Origin of the sequence: Streptococcus entericus DSM 14446 (assembly GCF_000380025.1) — a bacterium.
GTDB lineage: Bacteria > Bacillota > Bacilli > Lactobacillales > Streptococcaceae > Streptococcus > Streptococcus entericus.
Genome location: NZ_KB904156.1, coordinates 182,823 through 199,976, shown reverse-complemented (window position 1 = coordinate 199,976; position 17,154 = coordinate 182,823). Strand labels below are relative to the sequence as shown.

Genomic DNA, 17,154 nt, shown 5'->3' with positions numbered 1-17,154 from the left:
AAAGGGACGGTTCGGCTCGCCGAAACTTTTCGTAGAAAAATAGGAAATCTGACGCTGATGCTTGGCATCAGGGAAAGATTTATCATTTTTCCTAGAAAAGTAGTCCCGTGTTCAATTCCTTTCTAAAACTTTTTTCTATTTGTAACAACAAGCGTCTTCGCTTTATATTTTCAAGCTCAGACCTTAGCATCTACCTACTCAGAGTTAGAACACGCCTCCCACAAGTTCAACGATGAGCTGCAGATGTTCTCTGGTTTTTACCTTATCCAGATTATCGACATGTTTTTTGCCACCCAATCCTAATAAGGGGACAAAACCAAAACACTGGTCATAGCTCAGAGAACCAAATCGAGTAATCGCTTCTTCATACAGAGGAATTTCGAAATAATCTTCTAAAAGTTCTTCATCCTCTAAATCCTCTAAAAAATAATACATATTTTCCAGAATAGATACAAAATCACCCTCTTTATATCGAATTAATCTCAAATATTTATTTTCTTCTAGAATGATGATGTCTCCAAACGCAGTTATAAAAATTGGGAGTGACGACTCACCTCGACAATACGTTTCCTTGACAAATTCTTTATAGTCATCTGGGTTGATTATTTTGAGGTAATCATTCAAAAAAGTTCCTAGTCCATACTCTTTCCAGATTTGAACGAGTTCTTCGGGTACTCGAGGACCATATTTTTCAATCACCTCTGTGGGCATATCTGATATTTTTCTAAAATCTTCTTGTTTCATTATCAGACTTAAACTTCAGGTCGTTAACTGAATTATCTGAGTAGTCACCTGCTGACCTAGTAGGTCAGACAAGATACGACTAGCTAATTCATCTTTATTCAATCACATTAATCATCTCCACATCAGGGTCTTCTGTTCCCTGGAGCGAGCAACCGCGCTCCTTGGCAAATTGGATATAGTCCACAATGTCCTGGGTCACCCGCTCGCCTGGGGCAAGGAGGGGAATGCCTGGCGGGTAGCACATGACGAACTCACCGCAGACCTGACCAACCGCAGACGCTAGCGGAAGACGCTTGCGCTTGGCGTAGAAGGCTTCTTGGGGAGATAGCACGAGCTGGGGCTGGATGTATTCTCCAGCTATCAGGTCACTCCCATCCCGCGCATATAGCCGCTTGATGTCTGCTAACGCTCCCACCAGACGCTCAATGTCTTGCAGGCGATCACCGATGGAAATGTAAGCCAGAATATTGCCAATATCCCCAAACTCAATCTGAATGTCATACTCATCTCGGAGCAAGTCGTAGACCTCAATCCCTGTCAGGCCGATACCCTGTGTGTAAACGGACAGCTTGGTCACGTCAAAATCATGGACAGTCACCCCATCAATCAGCTCCTTGCCGTAGGCATAGTAGCCACCGATGGCGTTAATCTCCCGTCTGGCATACTCCGCCATCTCAATCACACGCTCAAAGGAAGCCTGCCCACGCAGGGCGAGGTTACGGCGGGAAATGTCCAAACTGGACAGGAGCAGGTAGGAGGCCGAGGTCGACTGGGTTAGGTTGATGATCTGGCGAACGTATTCCGCATTAACCCCCTCACCGACCAAAAGGAGCGACGACTGGGTCAGGCTACCGCCAGATTTGTGCATGGACACAGCCGCCATGTCAGCTCCTGCTTCCATAGCAGACAAGGGCAGGTGATCTGTAAAGCCCAGATGAGCACCGTGAGCTTCATCAACCAAGACGGTCATGCCATGCGCATGCGCCAGCTCCGTCAAGGCTCTCAGGTCTGAACAAATGCCGTAGTAGGTCGGGTTGTTGACCAGGACGGCAACCGCATCAGGATGCTCTGCTATGGCCGCAGCCAAGCGGTCGGTCTCTAAAGCCAAGGCAATGCCAATCTGAGGTTGAACGCTCATCTCTACATAGATGGGAATGGCACCGCATAGCACCAGGGCATTGATGGCAGACTTGTGGACGTTGCGCGGCAAAATAATCTTGTCGCCAGCCTTGCAGGTGGCAAGAATCATGCTCTGCACCGAGGAGGTCGTGCCGCCAATCATGAGAAAGGCATGCGCCGCACCAAAGGCCTCGGCAGCCAACTCCTCAGCCTCACGGATGATGGAGACAGGGTGTCCTAAATTGTCCAAGGGCTTCATGGAGTTGACATCAATGCCAACACACTTCTCCCCCAAGAGCTCCACCAGTTCTGGGTTACCGCGGCCGCGCTTGTGTCCTGGCACGTCAAACGGAACGATACGCTTCTTGCGCAAATTGACCAGCCCTTGGTAAATGGGGGCTCGGTTCTGATCTAATGGGGTCATGACAACTCCTTTCCAAGGTTAAGGGAATAGCGTGAAACAAAAAAAGAACAGGATAAACTCATCCTGTCCATTGGGTTTATGACGTTGGTTTTTATCTTGAGTTTATGTGCCTAATGTTTCCTACTCTCAATGCAAATATCACGTACTTTATTGACCGTTTCACAAGATGATTGTGGGCTTACCCCCACAGCTGCTTATAGTGACTGAAGCAAGGTCAGTCATCAACTTATAAAATCGAGCTTTAGAACAAATGATCACATCGGCGAGCTTGTCGGATGAGCGGCTCATGTGATGTCAATCTAGACAAACTTTTACAACCATACTGAGCATACGGCGAAAAAGTTTAACGACGAGTGACACTCAAAGGAGGAGCTCAAGCACTAGCTCGATAGTGAACAGACGTTCGACCTCAATCAATAATGTGGTCATATTGACCACGCTTCGGCTACTGCCCCGCCTGTCCGTCGGCTTATAAAGGGCATTATTTGCTAGAAAACATTGCTGCTAAACTTCTAGTCTTGATTAGTGTAACATGTTTCGAGTCAAAAAACAAGAATCTGTCACTAAAAAAATTTAGAAATCAGCAATTCCCGAACGCTAAAAAAAGTTTCAAAATCATCATTTTCGAGCCAGCAAGCTAGGCAACTTTATGATACAATAGAAACATGACACATCTGGTTTTTGAGCTTGCGCCGACGGCTCTGACAACAGCACAGCACACCCTTGCCCCCTACGCGGTGGCTCATCAAAACGCCCATGCCCTGACAGTTGCTAAACTCAAGGGCTGCACCCTAACCCTCTACGCCTCAGGCAAACTCCTGATTCAAGGTAGTCAGGCACAGGCAGTGGCAGCGGATTTGGGCTTTATGGAAATGGCTGAGCAGGCCTCAAGCAAAAACACAGCCATTAGCAACTCAACCAGACCGACCGCTACTGGTCAACCCAGCAATCAGCTCAGTTTGATCGGGTCTGACGAGGTGGGGAACGGGTCTTACTTTGGCGGTCTAGCAGTTGTGGCTAGCTATGTCACGCCTAGTGACCATACTTGGCTAAGACAGCTGGGCGTTGGGGACTCAAAGACCCTGACCGACCAAAAAATCAGGCAAATCGCTCCCTTGTTGGAAGAAAAAATCCCCCACAAAGCTCTGCTATTGACCCCGAAAAAATACAATCAAGTGGTCGGTGAAGGGCTCAGGCATAACGCCGTCTCCGTTAAGGTCGCCCTCCACAATCAGGCAATTTTCCTGCTCTTGCAGGAAGTGAGTGAGCCAGAAGCCATCGTCATTGATGCTTTTACCAGCGAGAGCAACTACCGCAAGTACCTGCGGCAGGAGGTTAACCAGTTCCATCAGCCCATCAGCCTCATTCAAAAAGCAGAAAGTCAATATCTGGCTGTGGCAGCGAGTTCAATCATCGCCCGCAAACTGTTTCTGGATAATCTGGACAGCTTGAGCCAGCAGATTGGTTTAACGTTGCCCAGTGGCGCAGGCACAGCTTCTGACAAGGTTGCCAGCCAGATTCTAGCCCGGTTTGGTCAGGATGGTTTGACACAAGTAGCCAAATGGCATTTCAAAAATACACAAAAAGCATACAATTTGTTAAAGAAAAGGTGAACTATCAATGAAAAACTTTATGAAAGAATGGGGAAGCTTTATCCTCACCATGACCCTGATGCTCTTGGCTTGGCTCTTTATTTTTGTCAATGTCCAAGTTGATGGGCATTCCATGGATCCAACCCTTGCCCACGGTGATCGCCTTTTCGTCCTCAAGGTCACACCGATCGATCGCTTTGATATTGTTGTTGCTCAAGAAGAAGCAAATGGCGAAACCAAGCGAATCGTCAAACGCGTTGTTGGCATGCCTGGAGACACTATTAGCTACCATAACGACATCTTGACCATCAACGGGATTGAGACGAACGAGCCCTATCTGGCTGAATTCATGGCAAAATTCCAAGAAGACAAGCTACAGAGTACCTATGCCTACAGCAAACTCTTTCAAGAGTTAGCCCTCGCATCACCGAGTTTCACTGCTGATGCTACAGGCAATGCCGATTTTACGGTAACTGTACCTGAAGGCGAGTATTTCCTTATCGGTGACGATCGGATTGTTTCAAAAGACAGTCGCCATGTCGGTACTTTTAAGCGGGAGAATATCATAGGTGAAGTGATGTTCCGTTTCTGGCCATTTAACAGTTTAGGGACAATTGATTAGAGTAAGTAGAATGTCAGATGATGAGCCCCATCATCTGATTTTCTTTTGTGCTATAATAGAAAAAAAGTAAAACAAGGACAAGTATGGAAACTTATTTTTCAGGTACTATTGAACGGGTGATTTTTGAAAATGCCAGTAATTTTTTCAAGATTATTCTACTGACTATTGAGGAGACCGATAGCGATTTTGATGATGTCGAGATTATCGTGACCGGCACTATCGCTGAAGTTGTAGAGGGAGAGCAGTATACCTTCTGGGGCAATCTCACCCAGCACCCCCGCTACGGAGAACAGTTGGCGGTGACCCGCTACGAGCGCGCCAAACCATCGGCATCTGGCTTGGTCAAGTACTTCTCTTCTGACCAATTCAAGGGTATCGGCAAGAAAATTGCCGAAAAAATCGTGGCCACTTACGGTGATGAAGACACCATCGACCGAATCTTGGAAGCCCCCGAGCGCCTAGCGACCATCACAGGTTTGTCCAAGGTCAAACGCGAAGGATTTCTAGCCACCCTGAAAGTCAATTATGGAACGGAGCAGATCCTCTCCAAACTAGCGGAATACGGTCTCTCCACCCGCTTTGCCCTTCAAATTGTCGACAAGTACAAGGACAAGAGCCTGAGTCTCGTGCAGGAAAATCCCTATCAGCTGGTCGAGGACATTCAGGGCATCGGTTTTAAGACAGCTGACCAGCTGGCAGAACAGCTGGGAATTGATAGCCAGTCGCCGCAACGGTTTCGGGCAGCACTCTTTCACAGCCTCTTGGAGGGCTGTCTGGAGACAGGAGACACCTACATGGAGGCCAAACAGTTACTGGAGCGCGCCCTCTACCTACTCGAAGACGCGCGGCAGGTTGAAATTGATCCTGCTCAAGTCGCCCAAGAGTTATCGGACCTCATTATTGAAGACAAGGTTCAGCAGATTGAGACTAAGATTTTTGACAACAGCCTCTACTTTGCGGAACAGGGCATCCACCGCCATCTGACACGGCTCTTGGACAATCATCTCGGTGAGCCGATTGCCGATGAGGAGCTAGATGATACTATCGTTAGGGTTCAAGACGAGCTAGGTATCAGCTACGACCAGACGCAAAAAGACGCCATCGCCCAAGCCCTCAACAGCAAGGTCTTTATACTAACCGGTGGGCCTGGAACAGGTAAGACGACCGTCATCAACGGCATCTTATCCGCCTATGGCAAACTTCACGGGCTAAATATGGAGGCCCGAGATCTGCCGATTGTGCTGGCAGCACCGACAGGCCGAGCCGCTAGGCGGATGACTGAGTTAACAGGGCTACCAGCGGCGACCATTCATCGGCATCTGGGCTTGACCACTGAAGGGGACTACCAGACCTTAGATGATTATTTGGACGCTGATTTGGTCATCGTGGATGAGTTTTCGATGGTGGATACTTGGTTAGCCAACCAACTCTTTGCAGCCATCTCGTCCAATACCCAGCTGATTATCGTGGGCGACAGTGACCAGCTGCCATCGGTCGGTCCTGGTCAGGTACTGGCTGACCTCCTCAAGGTCGATAACCTCTCCCAAGTCGCTCTGACCAAAATCTTCCGCCAGTCTGATGACTCAACCATTGTCACCTTGGCCAGTCAGATGAAGGCCGGCAGCTTGCCTGCAGACTTTACACAGAAAAAGGCTGATCGCTCCTACTTTGAAGCCCAAGCCCAGTTTATCCCAGACATGGTGACCAAGATTGTCAGCTCTGCCATGAGGAGCGGCATCGCTCCCCAAGACATCCAAGTGCTGGCCCCCATGTATCGAGGACCAGCTGGCATCACCGTACTCAATCAGCTACTTCAGAACCTGATCAATCCTAAAGATGACCAGCTGGAGTTTGCCTTTAACGAGACCCTCTTTCGGGAGGGCGACAAGGTCCTGCACCTGGTCAATGACCCTGAAAGCAATGTGTTCAATGGCGACATCGGTGTCATCACTCAGCTGGAACTTGCAAAGTACACCGATAGTAAGCAGGATGAGCTGACCATCGCCTTTGACGGCAATGAGGTCACCTACCCCCGCAAGGATTGGGGCAAAATCACCTTGGCCTACGCCATGAGCATCCACAAGTCCCAGGGCAGTGAATTTTCTGTTGTAATCCTGCCGATTACCCGAGGAGCCAGCCGCATGCTCCAGCGCAACCTCCTCTACACGGCCATCACACGCGCCAAGAGCAAACTGGTCATGTTGGGTGAGGTGGCAGCCTTCGATCAGGCTGTGCGCACTCAAGGGAGCCTGCGGGCTACCTACTTGGTTGAGCGCTTTTTAGGGGAAAATAGCCGAGCAGAACAAGCAGAGACAGACAAGACCACCGACAAGCTGACCGACACCCTAAACCAGACAACTGCTGGCACTGAAACGCTGCAATCAGTACCAAGCCCTGTGACAGACCCTCAGACCACTCATCCAGCGAAAAAAAGCACTACACTTGAAACAAGCCCACCCAACACACCAGAAACCTATACCCTGACTCGGCAAAATCTCCTGACCATAGACCCTATGATCGGACTAACCGAGGCAGATATTGAACAGTTTTTTGGAGCTGTTCAGAATTGAATTCAACAAAAAGTTAGCAGATTCTCCTAATTCAAGAACCTGCTAACTTTTATTTTTTTAGAAGTTTGAGAAGCTTGTTCTCGTTGTGACATACCCTATATAATTAGGTGCAGGGAAATAGTTCCCATTACAATGGAAACAATACTCGGAAAGAAGATACCCCATACCATAACTGAGAAGCATTCTCACTATACCACTGACAATACCAACTAGTTGTTTTTTATTAGTATACAACGAAATGAAAGTGATTTCAAACAAAAAGAAGTATTCAGTTATGAAGGATTATATTTACCAAGAGGGTAGAAGACTTGCCCTCGCTCATATCCTTTACTTTGCGGGTTTCTTTATTATCCTCTACCTAAATGGCTGGCATGGGGCAGTACCCTTCTTATTTGTTCCTTCTTTTCATGTTTTTATGGCCTTCAAACGTATTCTGAAAAAATGTGACGAAATCACGGATGATGAGTAAATCTCCTGACTGATAGTAACAAAGCCTAGATAGGTCGTTAAACACTACTCAAATCTAGGCTTATTCTTGTCTTTCCAGGAGATCCAGCCTGCCATCATCGCTTTCCAAGCCTGTTACAGTCACTCCCAGGAGCCGTATCCCTGAGGTATTTTCCACCAATTCATCAAAAATGTCATAAGCGATTCTTTCAATCACCTCAAAATGAGCCGTTGCCTCATCTAGGGTGCGGCGTTTGGTTAACGTGGAAAAGTCTGCGTAACGCACCTTGAGGACGATGGTTCTGCCTTGTTTGCCATGTTTGGCTAGAGTAGCCGCCACACGCTTAGCATTTTTGCTGATTTCGACTTTGGCATCCTCATCAGCGTAAAGGAGCTTCGCATAGGTCCGCTCACTGCCGATGGACTTGCGAACACGGTCGGTTCTGACAGGGCTGTTGGAAATGCCTCTGGCCTTGCGATAGAGGTCATAGCCGAACCGCCCAAACTGATCAATGAGAACCATCTCTGACAACCCTTGTAAATCCTTGCCTGTAAAGACCCCCATCTCATGCAAGCGTTCAACCGTTTTCTTGCCAACCCCATGAAATTTTTCAATGGGCAGGTTTGCCAGAAACCCTTCCGCCTCCTCAGGTAAAATCAAGGTCAAGCCAGCTGGCTTTTGAAAATCACTGGCTAATTTGGCTAGAAATTTATTGTAGGACACGCCAGCCGAGCAGGTGAGCTGCAACTCCTGCCAAACGTCGTACTGAATCATCTTGGCAATCTTAACAGCCGATGCGATGCCCAGCTTATTAGCCGTCACATCCAGATAAGCCTCATCGATGCTCATGGGCTCAATCTTGTCCGTGTAACGGGCAAAAATCTCCCGCACCTGACGCCCAACCTCCTGATACTTGCTGTAATTGCCAGAGATGAAGACCGCTTGAGGGCAACGATCATAGGCTTCTTTACTGGACATGGCAGAGCGAACACCAAAGGCCCTAGCCTCGTAGGAGCAGGTCGAGACCACCCCACGTCCACCTGTTTCTCGAGGGTCAGCACCAATAATCACAGGCTTGCCACGCAGGCTAGGGTTGTCCCGCACTTCCACCGCCGCAAAAAAAGCATCCATATCAATGTGGATAATCTTGCGTGAGGTGTCATTGATGAGGGGGAAAATCAACATGGCTGCTCCTTTCTAGGCACGTTCGTTCTCTTTACTATTATACGATTTCTAGGATTTTCTGCAAATAAAACAATTTTATAGTACAGTTAGACTTTTGACTAGAACTGTATTATTAAAGAACTTCTTCACAAACCTTGTTTTCTCTTGCTGATAACGCTTGCGTTGTGATATAATAAACTTGTCAATATAACACAAAAGGAGACCGACATGGCAAAAGTAACAACAAACACTGATGTTTTTGAAAAAGCCTGGGAAGGCTTTAAGGGAACTGACTGGCGTGACAAAGCAAGCGTTACTCGTTTTGTTCAAGCTAACTACAACCCTTACGATGGTGACGAGAGCTTCCTTGCTCCTGTGACTGAGCGTTCTTTGAAAATCAAAAAAATCATCGAAGAAACCAAAGCACACTACGAAGATACTCGTTTCCCAATGGATATCGACCGTGCTACTTCCATCGCAGGTATTCCTGCAGGTTTCATCGATAAAGATAACGAGTTGATTTTCGGTATCCAAAACGATGAACTCTTCAAACTTAACTTCATGCCACGCGGTGGTATCCGCATGGCTGAAACCACTCTGATTGAGAATGGTTACACGCCTGACCCACTTCTTCATGAGATTTACACCAAGCATGCGACAACAGTAAACGATGGTATCTTCCGCGCTTACACTGCTGACATTCGTCGTGCCCGTCACAGCCACCACGTATCAGGTCTGCCAGATGCTTACTCTCGTGGTCGTATCATCGGTATGTATGCTCGTCTTGCCCTCTACGGTGCAGACTACCTCATGCAAGAAAAAGTTAACGACTGGAACGCCATCACAGACATCGATGAAGAAACCACTCGTCTTCGTGAAGAAATTAACCTCCAGTACCAAGCCTTGCAAGACGTGGTGAAACTCGGTGACCTCTATGGTCTTGACGTGCGTCGCCCTGCTTTTGACACCAAAGAAGCTATCCAATGGGTCAACATCGCCTTTATGTCTGTCTGTCGTGTCATTAACGGTGCAGCAACTTCTCTCGGTCGTGTGCCAATCGTTCTTGACATTTACTCTGAGCGTGACTTGGCTCGCGGTACCTACACCGAAAGCGAAATCCAAGAATTCGTTGACGATTTCGTTCTTAAACTTCGTACGGTAAAATTTGCTCGTACCAAAGCCTTCGACGAAATCTACTCAGGTGACCCAACCTTCTTAACCACTTCTATGGCTGGTATGGGTAACGATGGCCGTCACCGTGTCACTAAGATGGATTACCGCTTCTTGCACACTCTCGACAACATCGGTAACTCACCAGAGCCAAACTTGACCGTTCTTTGGTCAGACCAGTTGCCATACGCCTTCCGTCGCTACTGTATGGCTATGAGCCACAAACATTCTTCTATCCAGTATGAAGGTGTAACCACCATGGCTAAAGACGGCTACGGTGAAATGAGCTGTATCTCTTGCTGTGTGTCACCACTTGACCCAGAAAGTGAAGAAAAACGCCATAACATCCAGTACTTCGGTGCCCGTGTAAACGTGTTGAAAGCTCTGCTCTCATCTTGGAACAACGGTTACGACGATGTGCATAAAGACTACAAGGTCTTTGATGTGGTTGAGCCAAACAACTCAGAAATCTTTGAGTACGATGAAGTTATCGCTAACTTTGAAAAAGCTCTTGACTGGTTGACAGACACTTACGTGGATGCCATGAACATCATCCACTACATGACTGACAAATACAACTACGAAGCCGTGCAAATGGCCTTCTTGCCAACTCACCTGCGCGCTAACATGGGCTTCGGTATCTGTGGCTTTGCCAACACTGTTGACTCCCTGTCTGCTATCAAATATGCTGAAGTAAAACCAATCCGTGATGAAACTGGATTTATCTATGACTACGAAGTAAACGGTGACTTCCCACGCTACGGTGAGGACGATGACCGTGTAGATGACATCGCAAAATGGTTGATGGAAGCCTTCTACACTCGCTTGGCTCGTCACAAACTCTACAAAAATGCTGAAGCAGCTGTGTCAATCTTGACCATCACCTCAAACGTGGCTTACTCTAAACAAACTGGTAACTCACCAGTTCACCGTGGTGTATTCCTCAACGAAGATGGTTCAGTCAACACATCTAAAGTAGAATTCTTCCCACCAGGTGCTAACCCAACATCTAAATCTCGTGGTGGCTGGTTGCAAAACCTCAACTCCCTCAAGAAACTTGACTTCTCACACGCTAACGATGGTATCTCACTAACTACTCAGGTATCTCCAAAAGCGCTTGGTAAGACCTTTGATGAGCAAGTTGGTAACTTGGTGACTATCCTTGACGCCTACTTTGAAGAGGGTGGTCAGCACGTTAACTTGAACGTTATGGACTTACAAGATGTCTACGACAGCATCATGCGTGGTGAAGACGTTATCGTTCGTATCTCAGGCTACTGTGTTAACACCAAGTACTTAACCAAAGAGCAAAAAACTGAGCTCACCCAACGTGTCTTCCACGAAGTTCTATCAATGGATGACCACGCTAAAGAACTCTTAGGGTTGTAATCAACTAAAAAATCTCAGCATAAGCTGGGATTTTTTTGATGTTTTAGGGAAAATAGCAGAGCAAAGACAAAATTTCCTCCTCCATTTACGAATACCCTATTGGGAGGAAAAAAGAAATGAAAAAAATGCTACTACTCTTTATTAGTTTACTTGGTCTAGCTGGCTGGTTCAGCTCAGCTATGGCCCAAACCATTGACACCTCAAATCCACAGGCCATCCAGGAGGTCAACCTCGACACTGTGAGGGCTAGGATAAGCGCCAAAGAAACCTTTTACCTTTTTATCGGTCGTGACGATAACGTTGATGCTCAGTTGGCACTGGCTCAACTGCATGAAGTTGAAACTGCTTCTGCTCCCATCTTGTACCTTAATGTCAAAGGTATTAATGCTCAAGCCTATAAAACTTTTTCCAAAAAGTACGCCATTCGCTCTCATGCCTACCTCGCTAAATTCAGCAATCGGAAACAAATTGCTGTCTATCATAACGATTGGCGAGCTGACATCAGCCAATTACTAGAATTTCTGACCACCAATTTAACCTAATGGCTGTACACCTCAACGAGGCTGGGACAAAAGTCCTAGCCTCTTGCTTTTCTGATTGTTACCAACTAAAATATCGTTTTTGAAAGGCTTGGCATTACCCTACGCCGTTCATTAATACTTTCTTAACATTCAAGTCATGACTTGCACAGCAGGTTGACCAACAAATAGCTCAGTGGAGCGACACGCCTAACGATAACGAGCTTTCTCCTCGCAACCTGCCATATCAACCGACCTACAGCTATCTATCTGAGCTGTCTAGCAGCCAGACAACAACAGGAAGTTAATCGCCTATCTAAATCAGGCAAGCGCTCATTTCTTATTAAACAAAACGTTTTCATAAATTATGAAACTATGGTATAATAGATCTATCAACTAAAGGAGGTTATCAAATGTTTGATAAATTAGATGCAAAATTAGACCAAGTGACTGGCTCAGCCAAAGAATTAGCTGGTAAGGTTCTTGGTGATAAAAAATTAGAAACAGAAGGCGTTGTTGACAATCTTGTTGGCAAGGCTAAGGAAGTTGCAGCAGATGCTAAAAAAGGCTTAGAAGATGCTGTTGAGAAGTCTAAAGACTTGGCCAACGATGCCAAAGAGGCTGTCGAAGGTGCTGTTGAAAGTTTGAAAAACAAGCTTTAATCATAAAAAGAGCCGATAAAGGCTCTTTTTAATGGGGAATAGGATATGCAAGACATTGTTTTAATTCATGGCACATGGTGCTCCGGGAAGGTATGGGGAAACTTTGCTACTCAGCTAGAGCAATTTGGTTGCCGCGTCCACACGCCAAGCCTACGTTATCATGACCTACCTTACGACGAGGTTGCTGAAAAAGTCGGTGCTCTCAGTCTCCAAGATTATACAGATGATTTGGTCGACCTTGTCAACAGTTTAGAACAGCCACCCCTTTTACTGGGGCACTCCTTAGGCTGCTTACTCGCTCAGATGGTTGCCGAACGCACGCCTGTCGCTGGGATGATCCTGATGGGACCTGCTCCGACTGCAGATATTTTTGCACTTTACCCGACGATGATTCGCTGTTTTATCAAGCATTTTCTGCGTTGGGGCTTTTGGAAAAAGGCAATGCCACCTTATAAGGATGAGTTCTTCCGCTACTGCCTCAATGCCCAAGACGACGCCATCAAGGAGGACTTGTTCAAGGATTTGGTACCAGAATCTGGTAAGGTCTATACTCAAATGGCCTTTCCTTTTCTGGATAATAGCCGAGCTGGTCGGGTAGACTTTCATAAAATCTCTTGTCCTGTACTTGTCATTACAGGTAGTGAGGACAAGATGACCGTCTCTGCTATTGCCCGAAAAACTGCTAAAAATCATAAAGACTCTGTACTCGTCTCCATCACGGGAGCTGACCACATGTACGAGTCTGGAAAATTCCAAAATCAGACACTTCGGGTAATCAAGCATTGGCTAACAGATAAAAACTTTATCTAAAATATCTAAAAAGCAGTTGGATACGATGTCCCACTGCTTTTATGTCGATGTCGTGATGATAGCATCTCAGGTCAGAGCTTTATTGACGGAAAAAATGTTCCCCAGAATCAGCAGTCGTCGGCATGTGTCCCATTTCAAGATGATCTTGGTCACTTACTTCACCAAGAATATTAGGAACACCTGCTGGAACGATTGATAAAACAATCCCTCCTTGACGCTCGCCGTTGTTATAGAAGCCAATGGAAGCACCTACACGCCCCTCCTCATGAAGATTTTGTGATTCAATCAGATTATACTGATTAGGATCTGACTCTCCTTCTGTCTCAAAAATCAGTTTATCTCCTTCAATCACAACTGTTTTACCGTTGGCATTTGCCCAAGTTCCTGCAATTGAGCTAAAGTCACCAGCCACGATAGCATCCAGATTAAAGGTACTGGTTGTTGCAGTTGAAGACGCCGTTTCAGAAGTGGCTGTTTCAGCCTCAGTGGCTTCTGAGGTTGCCTCAGTCGCTGGTGAGGTGGTCACTTTTTCTTTTGAAGATGACTGACTCGTTTTTGTGACACTTGATGAGGCTGTGGTGGTGGTTGCTTCTTTTTTACCGCAGGCTGTCAAGGTTGCAACGCTGGTTAGAAGACCTAATAGTAGGACGGTTTTTGAAATTTTTGCTGTTTTAGACATGAGTGTCATCCTTTCCATAAATAACTTAGTTAATTGGGATGTAGCGTCGAACCCCGCTTCGACTGATATAGCTCAGCCATTGGCGTCCTTCCGCCGTCAACGTACGGTCATAGTTAACCGTTTCTCCTGCATAGTAGTGATCAATAGTTGCCGAAGCTAGGCTTGGCTGGTTTTTAATCGGCTGAGTTGTGGTAAAACGATAGGTGCCACTGGATGGCAAGCTTGGAGCTGGTGCAACTTTTTCAACAACTGTTGTTGTGCCACCCACACCTTTTAATTGCCCATCTGTTTGCTGATAATAGAGATGGATATGATAAGTGCCTGTGTCAGACTTGTGCTGGCTATTTTTCACAGAAACCTTATAGGTGTTATTCCCTTGAGCTTGTGCGACATACCAGATGATATCGTCCTGTCCGTTCTTATCTGACCAGATCGGTACTTTGACTTCTTTGATGCCTTGAGAATGATTGACATTAGTAATCAGAACATCAAAATCACCGGTTTGATTGTTTTTATTTTGAACGTTAATGGTGCCTGTTGTGGCAACAGGTGCCAAATCACGAATGGCAACGTAACTACGGCTACCTTTATAGTTGAGGTAACTAATCCACAGTTTCTGGTCGCTCTCAACCAGTTTATCATAGTTGGCTTTTTCACCAACCTCGTAGAAATCCAAATCCGCCGCTGCTTGTTTCGGTTCACTCTTGACACCTGACCGCTGGGTAAAGGTGTAAGTCCCCTGAGCTGGCAAGTTATGTGAGGTCTGAGGTGCTGCTGGTGCTGGGGTTGATGGTGTGTTTGTCTTTGAAGCTAAATCCTTAAAATGGATATAACCTGTAAAACTACTTTTGTGAACAGTACGGCTATTGTAGGCATAACGTTTACCGTAGTTATATTCTTCTACAGTGACCATGTCACCATTGACCGCAGCAACCCAGGCGACATGCCCGTAACCCCAGTTATCAGGTGCAGCAGCTGACCAGGCAACAGCGCCTAAGACAGGAGACTCATCAACACGATAACCTTCTGATCTTGCCCGATTTCCCCAGGCCTCAGCATTGCCATAAGCACGTGGTAGTTCAAATTTATTGACCGCGCTGAGGCGATGAGCAACAAAGGAAGTGCAATTGCGCACATACATGCCCCAATCATCAATGTTGCTATCTGGATCTAAGTTCTTCCATTTTGCTGGGTAGGTATCACCTAGGGCACCAGCTGCTCTGGTTGATGTTCGAAAAGCAGTGCGACTGGACGGCGTCAGGCTCGGCTGAACGGTTTGTGTTGCTGAAGCTGGTTTAGGCTGTTGGTCTGGAGTTTTCTGTTGCTCAGTCACTGGAACTGTTGGCGCTATCGTTTCGGTTGGTTGCGACAATTCCTTCTTGGGTTCAATCGTCTCAACCGTTTTGTCAATAGCAGAGCTAGGATCTGTTGGATTGGCCACTGTTACACTCGTTTTTAACGTAGCAGCTTCTGCTACGCTAACTGCTGCTGCGTTAGTTTCTAGTGACTGGGGTGATGGGGCAACTACTGGAATCTGAGGTTCAGATGTTTCTTTGGTATCCTGCTGATTCGTCACAACTAGCCCATCTTTTTTGACCTCTTCAAGAGTTGTTTGTGGTGAGTCATTCGTCGCAGACCCAGCTAACGCAGTATCTAAACCAGATACAGGCTCCGACTGGTCAGTGGTAGGCTCTCCGATTTGAACAAGGCTTACTGTCGCTGAATTGGCTGATGAGGAAAGCTCATCAGCTGAAACATGAGCTGCTCCTAAAAAGGTTAAGCTAGCAACCAAAACCGAGCAAACACCGACAGCATACTTGCGGATAGCAAAGCGATTAAGTTGAGAATGTGTGAACATGTCATCTCCTTTTATTGATTTTTTCTGTTGACACCTTACTATTCGTAAAGAACAGTTAAAAAAATCAATGTTAAGGAAATTTTTTTAGATTTAGTTTTAACTTAGTAGACTCACCACCCCTCCGTAGAGCCAAAGACCGCCATAGACGAGTACCCCAGAGAGGATATTGGTCAAAATGATCAAGCCTAACAGGCTTAACAAACGTCGCCAGAGGGGCTGAGTTTTCCCTGCTTGGCGTTTACGATAACTGGTATAGAGGCTTGCAAAGATGATGAGGTGCAATAGCAACATACCCAGCAATCCCCACCAGCCCAAAACAAAGGCAGGACCAAAAATGAACATCACATACCAGTACCACAAGGGGCTATTAGGTTGTGAGAGAATTGACTCAAGCATAGAAACCTCCTGTTTTCTTAGTTACTAACGATTGGCGCTCTGCTATTTCCCAAAGCATCAAGGTAAAAACTGTTCAAACAATCTTTATTTCGCTTTCAGTGCTGATAAAATCTGTGTCCGAATGTCATCAATCCCTTGAGGTGTGCTCGGTAGAAAAATGGTCTGGCTACCAGAACTAGCAAAAGTATTGAGCGTGTCCAGATATTGGTTGGTCAAGAGAATAGACATAATCTGCTCCTCAGTCAAACTGATGTTAGCATCTTTGAGTTCTTGAATAGAATCTGCTAAACCGTCCACAATAGCCTTACGTTGCTCAGCAATACCGACCCCGTGCAGGCGATCTTTTTCAGCCTCTGCCTCAGCAGCAGTTACGATTTTAATCTTGTCTGCATTGGCAAGCTCCTGAGCGGCCACACGTTTACGTTGGGCAGCATTGATTTCATTCATGGACTGCTTAACTTCGGCATCTGGCTCAACCTTGGTAATCAGGGTTTTGACGATGATGTAGCCGTAGCTGAACATTTCCTCAGCCACCTGATGTTGCACTTCAAGGGCGATTTCGTCTTTTTTCTCAAAGAGTTCGTCCAAGGTTAATTTCGGTACAGAAGAACGCAGGGCATCCTCGATATAGGACTTGATTTGTTCCTCTGGTCGCATGAGTTTATAGTAGGCGTCCATCACGTTTTGTTCATCGACGCGGTACTGGGTGGCTACATTCATGGTCACAAACACGTTGTCATTGGTCTTGGTCTCCACAACCATATCGTTTTGCAAGACACGCAACTGGATGCGGGCAGCGATATTGTCAATACCAAAGGGTAAACGCAGGTGAATACCTGACGTTGCTGTTTTTTGGTATTTACCAAAGCGCTCGATGATAACCACCGTCTGCTGGCGCACCACATAAAGGGTGCTAGCGATAATCCCTATCACAAAAAATAGGAATAAGATGAGAAAAATGAGTTGAAATGGCATCAAACTGTCCTCCT

At 46.4% G+C, this 17,154-nt stretch carries 15 protein-coding genes; 8 read left to right on the top strand and 7 right to left on the bottom strand.

The features are described from left to right. Positions 1–204 precede the first annotated feature (204 nt). Positions 205–744, bottom strand: a complete 540-nt coding sequence (locus A3GW_RS0102410) for a T6SS immunity protein Tdi1 domain-containing protein (protein WP_018367730.1) — start codon at positions 742–744, stop codon at positions 205–207. Between the two features lie 94 nt (positions 745–838). Further along, complete coding sequence (locus A3GW_RS0102405; protein WP_018367729.1) at positions 839–2,287, bottom strand: aminotransferase class I/II-fold pyridoxal phosphate-dependent enzyme; 1,449 nt, start codon at positions 2,285–2,287, stop codon at positions 839–841. A gap of 665 nt (positions 2,288–2,952) precedes the next feature. On the opposite strand from A3GW_RS0102405, the gene rnhC reads away from it, so the two are divergent. The 4 genes from rnhC (at position 2,953) to A3GW_RS0102385 (ending at position 7,540) form a co-directional block, all read left to right on the top strand. Next, positions 2,953–3,900 carry a ribonuclease HIII gene (rnhC, locus tag A3GW_RS0102400; RefSeq protein ID WP_018367727.1) on the top strand — a complete coding sequence of 316 codons (948 nt, stop codon included), beginning with the start codon at positions 2,953–2,955 and terminating at the stop codon, positions 3,898–3,900. Positions 3,901–3,907: 7 nt separating this feature from the next. Next, a complete protein-coding gene (gene lepB / locus A3GW_RS0102395) occupies positions 3,908–4,501 on the top strand; it encodes a signal peptidase I (RefSeq protein WP_018367726.1) in 594 nt (197 codons plus the stop codon). An 83-nt stretch (positions 4,502–4,584) separates the two neighbouring features. Then, positions 4,585–7,071: an SF1B family DNA helicase RecD2 gene (recD2, locus tag A3GW_RS0102390; protein ID WP_018367725.1), complete on the top strand. Its 2,487-nt coding sequence runs from the start codon at positions 4,585–4,587 to the stop codon at positions 7,069–7,071. Positions 7,072–7,309: 238 nt separating this feature from the next. Next, entirely contained in the window at positions 7,310–7,540 is a 231-nt protein-coding gene (locus tag A3GW_RS0102385) for a hypothetical protein (protein ID WP_169333174.1), read from the top strand. Positions 7,541–7,600: 60 nt separating this feature from the next. Here the strand turns inward: A3GW_RS0102385 and dinB are convergent, their stop codons facing one another. Next, entirely contained in the window at positions 7,601–8,704 is a 1,104-nt protein-coding gene (dinB, locus tag A3GW_RS0102380) for a DNA polymerase IV (RefSeq protein ID WP_018367723.1), read from the bottom strand. Positions 8,705–8,911: 207 nt separating this feature from the next. Here dinB and pflB point away from each other — a divergent pair, with 207 nt between their 5' ends. From pflB to A3GW_RS0102360, 4 genes are all read left to right on the top strand, one after another. Continuing rightward, positions 8,912–11,242 (top strand): formate C-acetyltransferase, encoded by a 2,331-nt coding sequence (gene pflB, locus A3GW_RS0102375; protein WP_018367722.1) that lies wholly within the window; start codon positions 8,912–8,914, stop codon positions 11,240–11,242. 116 nt (positions 11,243–11,358) lie between these two features. Continuing rightward, a complete protein-coding gene (locus A3GW_RS0102370) occupies positions 11,359–11,784 on the top strand; it encodes a DUF6568 family protein (RefSeq protein ID WP_018367721.1) in 426 nt (141 codons plus the stop codon). Positions 11,785–12,173: 389 nt separating this feature from the next. Beyond that, positions 12,174–12,422, top strand: coding sequence for a CsbD family protein (locus A3GW_RS0102365; RefSeq protein WP_018367720.1), 249 nt, complete (start codon positions 12,174–12,176; stop codon positions 12,420–12,422). Between the two features lie 45 nt (positions 12,423–12,467). Further along, positions 12,468–13,232, top strand: a complete 765-nt coding sequence (locus tag A3GW_RS0102360; RefSeq protein WP_018367719.1) for an alpha/beta fold hydrolase — start codon at positions 12,468–12,470, stop codon at positions 13,230–13,232. Positions 13,233–13,311: 79 nt separating this feature from the next. Here A3GW_RS0102360 and A3GW_RS0102355 read toward each other — a convergent pair whose 3' ends face one another. The 4 genes from A3GW_RS0102355 to A3GW_RS0102340 all read right to left on the bottom strand — a co-directional run bounded on the left by A3GW_RS0102355 (position 13,312) and on the right by A3GW_RS0102340 (position 17,140). Continuing rightward, positions 13,312–13,911, bottom strand: coding sequence for a DUF6287 domain-containing protein (locus A3GW_RS0102355; protein ID WP_018367718.1), 600 nt, complete (start codon positions 13,909–13,911; stop codon positions 13,312–13,314). Between the two features lie 25 nt (positions 13,912–13,936). Continuing rightward, entirely contained in the window at positions 13,937–15,769 is a 1,833-nt protein-coding gene (locus A3GW_RS0102350) for an SH3 domain-containing protein (RefSeq protein ID WP_018367717.1), read from the bottom strand. Positions 15,770–15,865: 96 nt separating this feature from the next. Beyond that, on the bottom strand, positions 15,866–16,165 hold the full coding sequence (locus A3GW_RS0102345; protein WP_018367716.1) for a hypothetical protein: 300 nt from the start codon (positions 16,163–16,165) through the stop codon (positions 15,866–15,868). A gap of 84 nt (positions 16,166–16,249) precedes the next feature. After that, complete coding sequence (locus A3GW_RS0102340; RefSeq protein WP_018367715.1) at positions 16,250–17,140, bottom strand: SPFH domain-containing protein; 891 nt, start codon at positions 17,138–17,140, stop codon at positions 16,250–16,252. Positions 17,141–17,154 lie beyond the last annotated feature (14 nt).